At 61.1% G+C, this 12,443-nt stretch carries 10 protein-coding genes and 1 riboswitch; of the genes, 6 read left to right on the top strand and 4 right to left on the bottom strand.

Features of this window, described 5'->3' with window-relative positions:
- Positions 1-153 precede the first annotated feature (153 nt).
- Both AC1ROR_RS05605 and bluB read left to right on the top strand, forming a co-directional pair.
- Positions 154-984, top strand: coding sequence for a TolB family protein (locus AC1ROR_RS05605; protein WP_498588833.1), 831 nt, complete (start codon positions 154-156; stop codon positions 982-984).
- A 187-nt stretch (positions 985-1,171) separates the two neighbouring features.
- A riboswitch (cobalamin riboswitch) is annotated at positions 1,172-1,354 on the top strand.
- Positions 1,355-1,451: 97 nt separating this feature from the next.
- Positions 1,452-2,165 carry a 5,6-dimethylbenzimidazole synthase gene (bluB, locus tag AC1ROR_RS05600; RefSeq protein ID WP_498588832.1) on the top strand — a complete coding sequence of 238 codons (714 nt, stop codon included), beginning with the start codon at positions 1,452-1,454 and terminating at the stop codon, positions 2,163-2,165.
- A gap of 80 nt (positions 2,166-2,245) precedes the next feature.
- Here bluB and AC1ROR_RS05595 read toward each other — a convergent pair whose 3' ends face one another.
- From AC1ROR_RS05595 to AC1ROR_RS05585, 3 genes are all read right to left on the bottom strand, one after another.
- The gene (locus AC1ROR_RS05595; RefSeq protein WP_498588831.1) at positions 2,246-2,668 is read right to left on the bottom strand and encodes a chymotrypsin family serine protease; all 423 of its coding nucleotides are present in this window, start codon (positions 2,666-2,668) and stop codon (positions 2,246-2,248) included.
- A gap of 71 nt (positions 2,669-2,739) precedes the next feature.
- On the bottom strand, positions 2,740-3,846 hold the full coding sequence (locus tag AC1ROR_RS05590) for a DUF2865 domain-containing protein (RefSeq protein WP_498588830.1): 1,107 nt from the start codon (positions 3,844-3,846) through the stop codon (positions 2,740-2,742).
- Between the two features lie 136 nt (positions 3,847-3,982).
- The gene (locus AC1ROR_RS05585) at positions 3,983-6,298 is read right to left on the bottom strand and encodes an NADP-dependent malic enzyme (RefSeq protein WP_142173644.1); all 2,316 of its coding nucleotides are present in this window, start codon (positions 6,296-6,298) and stop codon (positions 3,983-3,985) included.
- A gap of 227 nt (positions 6,299-6,525) precedes the next feature.
- Here AC1ROR_RS05585 and AC1ROR_RS05580 point away from each other — a divergent pair, with 227 nt between their 5' ends.
- Positions 6,526-7,365: a UDP-2,3-diacylglucosamine diphosphatase gene (locus tag AC1ROR_RS05580; RefSeq protein WP_167377436.1), complete on the top strand. Its 840-nt coding sequence runs from the start codon at positions 6,526-6,528 to the stop codon at positions 7,363-7,365.
- Between the two features lie 559 nt (positions 7,366-7,924).
- Here the strand turns inward: AC1ROR_RS05580 and dgcA are convergent.
- Positions 7,925-8,908, bottom strand: a complete 984-nt coding sequence (gene dgcA, locus AC1ROR_RS05575) for an N-acetyl-D-Glu racemase DgcA (protein ID WP_498588829.1) — start codon at positions 8,906-8,908, stop codon at positions 7,925-7,927.
- Between the two features lie 143 nt (positions 8,909-9,051).
- On the opposite strand from dgcA, the gene AC1ROR_RS05570 reads away from it, so the two are divergent.
- Genes AC1ROR_RS05570 through AC1ROR_RS05560 form a run of 3 tightly spaced genes read left to right on the top strand, consistent with a single transcriptional unit; the run spans position 9,052 to position 12,438 of the window.
- The gene (locus tag AC1ROR_RS05570) at positions 9,052-10,212 is read left to right on the top strand and encodes an ABC transporter permease (RefSeq protein WP_080834593.1); all 1,161 of its coding nucleotides are present in this window, start codon (positions 9,052-9,054) and stop codon (positions 10,210-10,212) included.
- A 10-nt stretch (positions 10,213-10,222) separates the two neighbouring features.
- Positions 10,223-11,059: an ABC transporter ATP-binding protein gene (locus AC1ROR_RS05565; protein ID WP_035223193.1), complete on the top strand. Its 837-nt coding sequence runs from the start codon at positions 10,223-10,225 to the stop codon at positions 11,057-11,059.
- Between the two features lie 8 nt (positions 11,060-11,067).
- The gene (locus AC1ROR_RS05560; protein WP_003495770.1) at positions 11,068-12,438 is read left to right on the top strand and encodes an MlaD family protein; all 1,371 of its coding nucleotides are present in this window, start codon (positions 11,068-11,070) and stop codon (positions 12,436-12,438) included.
- Positions 12,439-12,443: the final 5 nt, after the last annotated feature.

The raw sequence follows: 12,443 nt of genomic DNA, 5'->3' as shown, positions 1-12,443 counted from the left end.
GACGGTGCCGGAGCGCTGGCGTTTTTTCCGGTTTGAATTTGCAGGACGGTGCCTGCCGCCCTAGGATCATAATCATGGCGATGGCGGATGCAAACGGAATGTCTGCATTGCCGGGCGCTTTGAGCGAGAACACGGACACGCCCGGGAGGCAGAATGCGCAGCTCCATCGAAATCTTCAACATCCGCACCCGGCAGATGCGGGTGGTGTGGCAGACGCCTGATCTATTCGAAGCGCCGAACTGGTCGCCGGATGGAAAATACCTGCTGCTGAACAGCGAAGGGCTGCTTTACCGCCTGTCCCTTGCCGGTGATGCGTCGCCGGAGAGGGTCGATACCGGCTTTGCGACGCTCTGCAACAATGATCACGGTATTTCGCCGGATGGATCGCTTTACGCCATTTCCGACAAGGTGGAATTTGGCAAGAGCGCCATCTACCTCATGCCCTCGGCGGGCGGCGCGCCACGGCTGATGACGAAGAACCTTCCTTCCTACTGGCACGGATGGGCTCCGGACGGGAAAAGTTTTGCCTATTGCGGCATTCGCGATCAGGTCTTCGATATCTATTCGATGGATATAGCAAGCGGCGTCGAGACGCGGCTGACCCATGGCGAGGGCCGCAATGACGGGCCGGATTATTCGCCAGACGGCGAGTGGGTCTATTTCAATTCCAGCCGCACGGGGCTGATGCAGATCTGGCGCGTGCGGGTGGATGGTTCAGCCGTCGAGCGGATCACCGACAGTTCCTATGGCGACTGGTTTCCGCATCCGTCTCCGAAAGGTGACAAGGTGGTGTTCGTCTCCTATGACGGCGATGTCTTCGACCATCCGCGTGACCTCGATGTGCGGGTGCGGCTGATGGATATGGATGGCGGCAATGCCGAAACACTGTTCGAGCTTTTTGGCGGGCAGGGCACGATGAACTCACCCAACTGGTCACCGGATGGGGATGAGTTCGCCTATGTTAGGTATTTCCCTGTGGCGTGATCTATTCTTCTTCCGTCATGCCGGACTTGATCCGGCATCCAGCCGATGCGCGTCTGCGCGTCGAAAGGCCTCTTTTCAGCCCAGAGACTTGGGTTGTCTGGATGTTGCTCAAGGCGGGTACGACGGTGTGCCATGGTCACATTGCCGCACGGTCCTGCAAGACACTTGCCTTCGCAAGCCTTCTTGCTCATAGCTTTCTACGTCAGGTGCCCGCCGGTTGCGGCGGGAGAATCGGGAATCCGGTGAAAGACCGGAACGTGCCCAGCGCTGTGAGGCGGATGCCCTTTTCACAAGCCACTGAAGCAGTTCGGGAAGGCGAAAAGGGCGGATGAAGCCGAGTCAGAAGACCGGCCTGACGGGATAGACTGAACCGCGTGGACGGCGGCAGGTTGTTGAAGAGGCGTGTCGTGCAGGCGAAAACCGGTATGGTTTCAGCACAGCCGCGCCCGCATTGTTGGGGATAAACGATGCCGATTGATCCGTCCGCCACCGGTTCATTGCAAGCCGATCCGTTCGATCACGCGCTTTCACCCGCCCGGCCGTTTTCCAGCGAGGAACGCGAGGCGATCTACCGCGCCATTGAAAGCCGCCGTGACGTGCGTGACCAGTTCCTGCCCGATCCTTTGCCGGAGGAGGTGGTGCAGCGCCTGCTGCGGGCTGCGCATTCCGCTCCCTCCGTCGGCTTCATGCAGCCGTGGAATTTCACGCTCGTTACCGATGGCGCCGTGAGGCAGGCCGCCTTTGTGGCCTTCAGCCGCGCCAATGAGGAGGCGGCGGCGATGTTTACGGGCGAGCAGCAGACGCTCTACCGTAGTCTCAAGCTTGAAGGCATCCGCAAGGCGCCGCTGAGCATCTGCGTCACCTGCGATCCGACGCGTGGCGGCAAGGTGGTGCTGGGCCGCACCCATAATCCGCGCACGGATGTCTATTCCACCGTCTGCGCGATCCAGAATCTCTGGCTTGCGGCGCGTGCCGAAGGCATCGGTGTCGGCTGGGTCAGCATTTTCCACGACAGCGACATTCGCACCATTCTGGGCATTCCCGACCATATCGAAATCGTGGCCTGGCTGTGCCTCGGCCGCGTCGATGCGCTTTACACCGAGCCGGAACTGGCGGTGAAGGGCTGGCGGCAGCGTGTGCCACTGGAGGAGCTGGTGTTCCGCAACCGGTGGGGTGGGTGAGCGGCTTTCGCTTTGGGGTCACCCTTCCCGAATGAGCGTTCGGAAAGGGTGGTTTTCCATCTGTCAGGCGTTTTTCATCGTCAGACGACGGTGCAGTTGAAAAGATTGAGGATGGGGTGGATGGGGCTGGCGAGGCTGATCGTGCCCTGGGCGCTTGCGCCCCAAAACAGCCCGACGACGTTGTTGCCCGCCGTGTCGATCACGGCGCTGCCGCTATCGCCCGGCTGGCTGAAAACCTCGCCGGCGCGGCGGGGTGATATGCCGATCTGGTTGCGCATGTTCGGCTGCTGCACATCGTAAAAGCCGGAAACGACGCCATTGGTGATGTTCGTCGTCACCCCCGATTTCGTGACATTCATGTTGAGTGCCGCAACGGCTGCTCCCACCGGTGAGGGAAGGTTGTAGATCGCGCCGATGGTGGCGAGCCGGCCGTTTGTGGGGCTGGCAACGGCCGCATCGACGCCATAGCTGGTTCCCTGATAGACGATGTTGCCCCTCTGCAAGGCGACGATCCCGCAGGGATGCGGCGCTATCCGATTGCGGTTGCCACCCGGCTTAAAACATCGCGGCGCCTCTATTGCTGCGGCTGTATGCCCTTCAACGCCGGGTTTTTGAGGTCGATCCGGCCTGTCTGGTCGGGCAGGAATTTCGGGCCGATGACGCGGATCCTGCTGTCGTTCGGGTCGTAGTCGCGTTCGGGAACCGGTTGTTCCGGCGGCTTTGCGGCCTGCTGCTGCTCCGCGGGTTTCGGAGCCTTGTCGCCTTGCGGTGATGGGATGGTGGTGATGCCGGAATAGGGTTTTTCGGCTTCCGGCCGGGCGGCCTCTTCCTGCTTTTGCATTTCTTCGTGATAGGCGGCCATGTTGCAGGCGCAGCCCGGCGCCTTTGCCGAGGCATTCCTGTAGGCGAAGGCGGTCGGCAGATCCTTGTAGGGTTTGCCGGTTTCGGCAGACACCATATCGGCGGTTTCCTGATCCGTCATGGAGTGGAAATAAAGCTCCGTCTCAGTTCCCGGACACATTTTCTGGCATTGCTCCGCCTGGGCGCGGAAATCGAGCGGCGAGGCGTTGGACGCAATGGGGAAAAACGAGCCGTCGCAGGTGCGCACGCAGAGTGTTCTAAGCCCGCCCTCGGCGGAGGCGTTGGGGTAGGGCGAAAGCCCGGCCTGTCCCGGCTGATTGCCCTGCTGGCGGAAGGCGTCGGGATAACGCGTCACATCGGGCGAGGGCGGCGGCAATTGCGTTTCCATTTGCGGCACGGTGCTGCAGCCATTGGCATCGAGGGCGGCGAGAATACGCTGGCGCCTGACGTCGCCGCCATTGTCACGCGCGGCAGCCATGGCATCGTCGCGGTCGCGGATGATGGCATCGCGTTCGGCTTCGGCATCCACCAGCGCATCGCCGATCTCGGCGCAGAGCCCGGCATTGGGGCTGCCATAGACGATGACGCTGCCGGATGAGCAGCCATAGCTGCGCAGGTCGTTCCTGATCTTGCGGATGACGATGTTCTGGCGGGCGAGCGCATTGGCATAACGCCGCACCTCGGCCGTATTGCCGATGACGCGGGGCGGCTCGCGCAATTGCGCGTAGAGCGTATCACAGACCTGATCCGCGAAAGCGGCGGCCGGGGCGACGAAAACAAGGGGAAGCAGGATGCCGATGATGCGGCTGCGGCGGGTCAATTGTTCGATCCGTTCGATGTCCCCGGCCGGTGGCAGGGGCGTTATACTTCACGAAATCCGTGTTTCAGGAAGATAACATAAGCTGTTGCCGCAATGCGGCAACAGCCTGTTCAAAATTGCGTTAATGCGGCCTCTATCACACCGAAGGATGCGAGGCCTGCACCACGGCAAACGCCGCCATGTTGACCACGCCGCGCGAGGTGACGCTGGGCGACAGGATATGGGCGGGCAGGGCCGTGCCGAGCAGGATGGGGCCGACATGCAGGCCTTCCGTCAAGGTGCGGGTGACACCGAGGGTGATGTTGGCGGCATCGAGGTTCGGGAAGACCAGCAGGTTCGCTTCACCGGTCAGCACGCTGTTTGGCATGGCGCGCTTGCGCAGCGCTTCCGACAGCGCCGATCCACCCTGCATTTCGCCATCGACTTCCAGTTCCGGTGCGGCTTCCTGCACGATCTTCAGGGCGCGGCGCATCTTGCGGGCGCTTTCGGAATCGCGCGAGCCGAAATTGGAATGGCTGGCGAGGGCGATCTTCGGCGTGATGCCGAAGCGACGGATTTCCTTGGCCGCGAGAATGGCCATTTCCGCCACTTCCTCGGAGGTCGGGTCGTAATTCACGAAAGTATCGGTGAGGAACAGCGCACCCTGCTGGGTGATGAGCAGGCTGAGGCCGGCGAAGGAACGCACGCCTTCCTGCTTGCCGATGATCTGGTTCACGTCGCGCAGGTGGCGGTCATAACGGCCTTCGAGGCCGCAGATCAGCGCATCCGCCTCATCACGCTTCACCGCAAGCGCACCGATGACGGTGGAGTTGGTACGCACGATGGTGCGGGCCGCCTCCGGGTTGATGCCGGCGCGACCGACGAGGGCGAAATAGTCATCAACGTAATCGCGGTAGCGCGGATCGTCTTCCGGATTGACCACGGCGAAATCCGCATGCGGGCGGATGCGCAGGCCGAAGCGCTTCAGGCGCGTTTCGATGATCTGCGGACGGCCGATGAGGATCGGAATGCCGGTGCCTTCTTCCAGGAGCACCTGGGCGGCGCGCAGCACACGCTCGTCTTCGCCTTCGGCAAAGATGATGCGCTTCTTTTCGGCAGCCTTGGCGGCATTGAAGACCGGCTTCATGATGAAGCCGGAGCGCCAGACGAAACGGTTCAGCTGGTCGAGATAGGCTTCGAAATCGGTGATCGGCCGGGCGGCGACGCCGCTTGCGGCAGCGGCGCGGGCAACCGCCGGGGCGATGCGCAGGATAAGGCGCGGATCGAAGGGCGAAGGGATGAGGTAGTTCGGGCCGAAGATCGGGGTTTCACCGCTATAGGCTTTTGCCGCGACTTCGGAGACTTCCTCACGTGCGAGTTCGGCGATGGCCTGAACGGCGGCCATCTTCATTTCCTCGTTGATCGTGGTTGCGCCGCAATCCAGCGCGCCGCGGAAGATATAGGGGAAGCAGAGAACGTTGTTGACTTGGTTCGGGAAATCCGAACGGCCGGTGCAGATCATCGCATCCGGTCGGGCCGCACGCGCCGCTTCCGGCATGATTTCCGGATTGGGGTTGGCAAGCGCGAGGATCAGCGGGTTTTCCGCCATGCGCTCCAGCAGTTCCGGCTTCAGCACGCCAGCGGCGGAAAGGCCAAGGAAGACGTCGGCGCCGTCGATGGTTTCGGCCAGGACGCGCTTGTCGGTCTTCTGGGCGTAAACTTCCTTCCACTCGTCCATCAGCGTGTTGCGGCCGTCATAAACGAGGCCTTCAATGTCGTGGACCCAGATGTTTTCTTTCTTCGCGCCCATGGCGACGAGCAGGTTGAGGCAGGCAAGGGCTGCCGCACCTGCACCCGAGGCGACGATTTTGACGCCCGAGAGCGATTTTCCGGCGAGTTCCAGCGCATTGGTGACGGCGGCGGCGACGATGATCGCGGTGCCGTGCTGGTCATCGTGGAAGACCGGAATGTTCATCTTTTCGCGCAGCTGGCGTTCCACCTCGAAACATTCCGGCGCCTTGATGTCCTCAAGGTTGATGCCGCCGAAGGTGGGCTCCAGCGCTGCGATGGTGGAGACCATGTCGTTGATGCCGGGAGCATCGATCTCGATGTCGAAAACATCGATGCCGGCGAATTTCTTGAAGAGGACGGCCTTGCCCTCCATGACAGGCTTGGAGGCAAGCGGGCCGATGTTGCCAAGGCCGAGAACCGCCGTGCCGTTGGAAATGACGGCGACGAGGTTGGCGCGGGCGGTATAGTCCGCCGCCATCTCGGGATTCTCATGGATGGCGAGGCAGGGTGCGGCGACGCCAGGCGAATAGGCCAGCGCCAGATCGCGCTGGTTGCCGAGCGGCTTGGTGGCCTGGATTTCCAGCTTGCCGGGGCGCGGATAGCGGTGGAAAAAGAGCGCCTGTTCCTCGATGTCGGCCTTTGCCGTGTTGGCGGGCGTGTTGTTCTTATCGTGAGAGGTCATTTTCCACCGTCATGTCTAATTGCGTCTGGTGGCCCTGAATACAACAAACTTCCCCGCGGTACAGCCGTTATTTGCCCCCCGCCCATGCAAATGCGCGCATGGCCTATTCGCGTTTTCGTGAAGCCATTCGTCATATTCCATACAAAAACCCGTCTCTGTCATGTTGCTGAAACACGAGTCTGGTTCTGAGAGGTAAGAAAGCCGCAGGGACGCAACCGAACAGGGGGATGAAATCCGTGGCCGGTCAAATCGAAACCAGACAGTTCAGAACGCTTTTCATTTCGGATGTCCATCTTGGGTCCAAGGCGGCCAAGACGGATTATCTGCTCGACTTCCTGAAATATCACGAGGCCGAGACGATCATTCTCGTCGGCGACATCGTCGACGGCTGGCGCCTGCGCCGCAGCTGGTACTGGCCGCAGGGCTGCAACGACGTGGTGCAGAAGCTGCTGCGCAAGGCCCGCAAGGGAACGCGCATCGTTTATATTCCCGGCAATCATGACGAATTCCTGCGGGAATTTCCGGGCATGCATTTCGGCGGCATCGAAGTGGCCGAGCGCATGATCCATGAGGCCGCCGACGGCAAGAAATATCTGGTCATCCATGGCGACGAGTTCGATGTGGTGGTGCGCAATGCCCGCCTGCTCGCCTATCTCGGCGACTGGGCCTATGACGCGGCGATCGCCATCAACATCGCTATTGCCGCCGTGCGCCGCCGCATCGGCCTGCCTTACTGGTCGTTTTCGGCCTGGGCCAAGCTGCAGGTCAAACACGCCGTCAACTTCATCGGCGAATTCCAGCGCGTGGTGGCTGACGAGGCACGGCGCAACAATGTCGATGGCGTCATCTGTGGACACATTCACCATGCTGTCATGGAAGACATGGACGGCATCCGCTACATCAACACTGGGGACTGGGTGGAAAGCTGCACGGCGATCGCGGAAAATGCCGATGGCAGCTTCGAGCTGATCACCTGGATGCAGACGAGCGACGTTACCGCTGAACATGCTTCGGATGAAATGGAACCGGTGAATATTCCGGGGCTGATTGGGAAGCACGCGGCATAATTGAAGCAAGCCAGCTTTCGCGACGATGCGTTTCGTTGGGGGATGCGCCGGCGGGTTGGCTAATGGCATAAAGGTGATGGGGTGACTTCGCTATTGGTGCCGGCATACATTGGGATAGCTTGCTTTTGTCATCCTCGGGCTTGACCCGAGGACCTACAAACCCGTGCAATGGATCCTCGGGTCAAGCCCGAGGATGACGGTGAAGAGGTTTAGATTACCGTTTGTTTTTCGTGAAAGCGAGCGCGGATGGAATTACGGCGCGCAGTCGTGTCATTCGTAGCCCGCGCGAGAGCGGCGCCCCAATTTCCAGCAGGCCGGATAAATCAGCGACCCTTTAGAGGCATGCCCCAGTTCCTTCATGCGAGGCGAGCGCGTGCCCCTTGTGTCTTCTCCCCGCCGGGGAGAAGTCCGCGGCAGCGGGATGAGGGGGCGAGATCTCCGTATACCGCTAGCGTTGCCCCCTCATCCGACCCTTCGGGCCACCTTCTCCCCGGCGGGGAGAAGAAACAAGCGGCGAGGTTGCGCCTTATCGTTTTTCTCTGCCTTCAATATCCACGACTTAACCCCACAGTTCCGGCCGCGCCGGATAAACCAGCGAACCCTCATAAACCAGCCCCGGCTCACGATCCTCGGCCAGCAGCAGCGGTCCGTCGAGATCGGCAAAGGCTGTACCCTGCGCCGCCAGCACCGCAGGCGCCATGCCGAGCGAGGTGCCGAGCATGCAGCCGACCATGATGGTGAAGCCTAGCCGTTCCGCTTCCGCCTTCATGACGAGCGCTTCGGTCAGGCCGCCGGTCTTGTCGAGCTTGATGTTGATCGCATCGTAACGGTCGCGCAGGGCGGCGAGGTCCTTCGTGGAATGCACGCTTTCATCGGCGCAGATCAGCACCGGATGGTCGATGCGGGCGAGGATGTCATCCTTGCCGGCGGGTAGCGGCTGCTCGATCAGCGATATCTTCAGCTCTGCCGCAAGTCTCAGATAATATTCGATATTATAATCATTCCAGCCCTCATTGGCGTCGATGATGATGCGCGCTTCGGGTGCGGCGGCGCGCACGGCCCTTAGACGCGCTTCGTCATCCGCCGTGCCGGTCTTGATCTTCAGCAGCGGACGGCCTGCGTTTTCCGCCGTCTTTGCGGCCATGGTCTCGGGATCGGCAAGCGAGATGGTGTAGGCGGTGACAAGCGGCTTTGCCGCCTGTCCGAGGATGCGCTCGGCAACGGTTTTGCCGCTGATCTTGGCTTCGAGGTCCCACAGCGCGCAATCCACCGCATTGCGGGCAGCGCCGGGTTGCATCGTCTGCTGCAGTTCCTGCCGTGTCACGCCGCCGGCGATCTGCTGCGCCATCGCCTCGATATCGGCGATGACGCCGTCGATGCTTTCGCCATAACGCGGATAGGGCACACATTCGCCAATGCCGGTAAAGGAACCATCGCGGATGGTGCACGTTACGACATCCGCATGCGTGCGGGTGCCGCGTGAAATGGTGAAGCTGCCGGCGACGGGAAAACGTTCTGTTGTGGCTTGAAGGTAACGGGGCATGTTTTTTCACTTCCGATTGGGCGGCAAAAGACACATGACGCCAAATTTATCACGAATTGTCAGCCGTCACTGTGGCCTGCCGGAGGCCAAAACGTTATGAAACCTTTAAGAATCTCGTGACGGCTGCACTCGCTCGGAGCATTATGCAAGAACAGGACACACGGCAACAGGCGAACCCGGCCGCAATCACCGAAGACGACAGCGTCTCCGGCGGCGGCTTGCGTTTTGTCATGAGCGGTTCCTGGCGCAACAGCAATCTCTCCGGAATTTTTGAAAGCCTCGACCGGATCGAAAAAAGCAAATCCGGCGGCGCCGTCGAGATCGATCTTTCCGCCGTCGAAGCCATCGACACGACAGGTGCGTGGATCATCCAGCGCCTGCGCAGGGACCTTGAGGCGAACGGCGCGACCGTCACGCTCTCCGGCAACGACCGGATCGAGGACGTCATCGGTCAATTGCCCGATAAGGCAGAGATGCAGGGCGAGCCGGTTGCGAAGCCCGGACTGGTGGAGCGCATCTTCGCGCCGATCGGCCAGGCCGTGATCCAGAACGGCGCGGATTTCCTGGCGGGCATGTATATTCTCGGCTCGGCCGTTCGCGGCGCGCAGATGAAGCTCGGGCGCGGGCGCGGCGTCTCGCCGGCGGCAATCGTCAACCAGATCGACCATATGGGCGTGCGCGCCGTGCCGATCATCATGCTGATGTCGTTCCTGATCGGCGCGATCATCGCCCAGCAGGGCGCGTTCCAGCTGCGTTATTTCGGCGCGGAAGTCTTCGTTGTCGATCTGGTCGGCATTCTGCAATTGCGCGAAATCGGCGTTCTCCTGACCGCGATCATGATCGCCGGCCGTTCCGGCAGCGCGATCACGGCGGAAATCGGCTCGATGAAGATGCGCGAGGAAATCGACGCGCTGAAGGTGATCGGTCTCAACCCTGTCGGTGTGCTGGTGTTTCCGCGGCTGGTGGCGTTGACCATCGCGTTACCGCTCTTGACCATTCTTGCCAACTTCGCAGCGCTTTTTGGTGCTGCCATCGTGGCATTGCTTTATTCCGGCATCACTTTCGAGGTGTTCCTGTCGCGCCTGCATGGCGCTGTCGAGGAATCGACCATTGCGGCGGGTATGATCAAGGCGCCGTTCATGGCGCTCATCATCGGCATCGTCGCGGCGGTGGAGGGCATGAAAGTGGGCGGTTCGGCGGAATCGCTCGGTCAGCACGTCACCTCCTCGGTGGTGAAGTCGATCTTCGTCGTCATTCTGGTGGATGGTCTTTTCGCCATCTTCTACGCAGCCATCGATTTTTAGGGAGGGCGCGTTGGAGAAACTGGACCAGAAACCGCAGGAGACCAGAACCGGGAAAGACGGGCGCGAGGTGGTGCTTTCCGTCGAGGGCGTGACCGTCGGTTTCAATGGCCGCAACGTGCTCGAAAATCTCGATCTCGATGTCTATCGCGGCGAAATCCTCGGCTTTATCGGTCCCTCCGGCGCGGGCAAATCCGTGTTGATGCGGGCGATCTTGCGGCTCCTGCCGCGGCAGGCGGGCGCAATCCGCATTCTCGGCACCGATTACGACAAGGCGAGCGAAGACGACCGCATGATGCTTGACCAGCGGCTTGGCGTGCTGTTCCAGCAGGGCGCGCTGTTTTCCGGCCTGACGGTGAAGGAAAACATCCAGCTGCCGATGCGGGAATATCTTGACCTGCCGAAAAAGCTGATGGACGAGCTTGCCTATCTGAAGATCGAGATGGTGGGGCTGAAGCCCGATGCGGGTGACAAGTATCCATCCGAGCTTTCCGGCGGCATGATCAAGCGCGCGGCGCTTGCCCGGGCGCTGTCGCTCGATCCTGACCTCGTCTTCCTCGATGAGCCGACGTCCGGCCTCGATCCCATCGGGGCGGCGGAATTTGATATGCTGATCGCGCGCTTGCGTGATTCGCTCGGCCTGACCGTCTATATGGTGACGCACGACCTCGACAGCCTGTTCTCCGTCTGTGACCGCATTGCGGTGCTGGGCCAGAAGAAGGTGCTGGTGGAAGGGACATTGCAGGACATGTTCGCCTGCGACGACCCGTGGGTGCAGTCCTATTTCCGCGGCAAACGGGCGCGCTCTGTCGTTCTTCCGGACGGCAGACACGAAAATCCGGTGGAGTAACAAGAAGCATGGAAACCAAGGCGAACTACACCATAGTCGGAATTTTCACGCTGATCGTGATCGCCGCCGCATTCGGCTTCGTTTACTGGATGGCGGAATTCGGTCGTGGTGGCCCGACGGCCCAGCTTGTCGTGCGTATTCCCGGCTCCGCGAACGGTCTTTCCGTCGGTTCTCCCGTGCGCTTCAACGGCATTCCGGTCGGCACCGTGCGCGGTCTTGCCATTGACCGCGATGATCCGGCCTATTCCATCGCCTTTACCGAAGTGCAGGCCGATGCCCCGGTTTTCCCGTCCACCCGCGCCGTGCTTGAAATTCAGGGCCTGACGGGTGCTGCCTATATCGAGCTTTCCGGCGGTAACAAGGATGGCGAGCGCATTCTGCAGAAGGCTGTCGAAAGCGGCGTTCCGGCCGAGCTGACGGCCGATCTTTCCAGCGTCACCAACCTGCTCGCCACGGCGGATAAAATACTGAAACGCGCCGATGGCGCCATCGGCGAATTGCAGGGTTTCGTGCAGGATGCGCGTGGCCCGCTGACGCAGACGGTGCGCAATGCCGAGAAATTCTCTGACGCGCTGGCGGCCAATTCCGACGGCATCAAGAATTTCATCGCCAGCCTCAGTTCCCTTTCCACCACCGTGCAGTCGGTCTCGGTGCGTCTCGATGGCACGCTGACGGCCATCGAGGATCTGGTGAAGGCCGTGGATGCCGGCAAGATCGATTCCATCCTGTCGAATGTCGACAAGGTGACGAAGGATGTTGCTTCCGCTTCCAGTGATATTCAGGGCATCATGGAGACCGTGCAGAGCACGGCGCGCAATTTCGAGGCGGCGAGCACAGAGGTGCAGACCGTGGTGAAGCGCGCGGATGAGCTTCTGGCCTCCGTCGATCCCGCCAAGGTCAGCACCGTGGTGGGCGATGTTTCCGCGGCGACCGCCGATGCGCGTGACGCCGTGGCGAATTTCAAGCGGATCGCTGACGATGTCGGCGCCCGCCGTGCCGATATCGACCAGGCGGTTTCCGACTTCACCGACATGGGCCGCAAGCTGAATCTCGCCTCCAGCCGCGTCGACGGCATTCTCGCCAAGGTGGACGGCATGCTCGGCACCGATGACGCCAATTCGCTGTTTGCCAAGGCGCGTGAAACGCTCACATCGTTCAAGGCTGTGGCTGACAATCTCAATGCCCGCATCGGGCCGATTGCCGACAATCTGACCCGTTTCTCCAGCTCGGGCCTGAAGGATTTCCAGGCGTTGATCGGCAGCACGCGGGTGACCGTCGACAATCTCAACAATGCCATCACCAATATCGACCGCGATCCGCAGCGGTTGATTTTCGGCGGCGAAACCGTGAAACAATATGACGGCAGAACAAGGCGCTAAGAGGG

This window comes from Agrobacterium sp. GW821-FHT14E08, from assembly GCF_058803865.1.
This window is presented reverse-complemented; position numbering and strand designations above follow the sequence as displayed.

Excerpts from the sequence above, each read along its gene's own strand:
- AC1ROR_RS05580 (WP_167377436.1), top strand. The coding sequence starts at position 6,526 with ATGAAATCCGTGGCCGGTCAAATCGAAACCAGACAGTTCAGAACGCTT.
- AC1ROR_RS05560 (WP_003495770.1), top strand. The coding sequence starts at position 11,068 with ATGGAAACCAAGGCGAACTACACCATAGTCGGAATTTTCACGCTGATC.
- bluB (WP_498588832.1), top strand. The coding sequence starts at position 1,452 with ATGCCGATTGATCCGTCCGCCACCGGTTCATTGCAAGCCGATCCGTTC.
- dgcA (WP_498588829.1), bottom strand. The coding sequence starts at position 8,908 with ATGCCCCGTTACCTTCAAGCCACAACAGAACGTTTTCCCGTCGCCGGC.
- AC1ROR_RS05585 (WP_142173644.1), bottom strand. The coding sequence starts at position 6,298 with ATGACCTCTCACGATAAGAACAACACGCCCGCCAACACGGCAAAGGCC.
- AC1ROR_RS05605 (WP_498588833.1), top strand. The coding sequence starts at position 154 with ATGCGCAGCTCCATCGAAATCTTCAACATCCGCACCCGGCAGATGCGG.
- AC1ROR_RS05570 (WP_080834593.1), top strand. The coding sequence starts at position 9,052 with ATGCAAGAACAGGACACACGGCAACAGGCGAACCCGGCCGCAATCACC.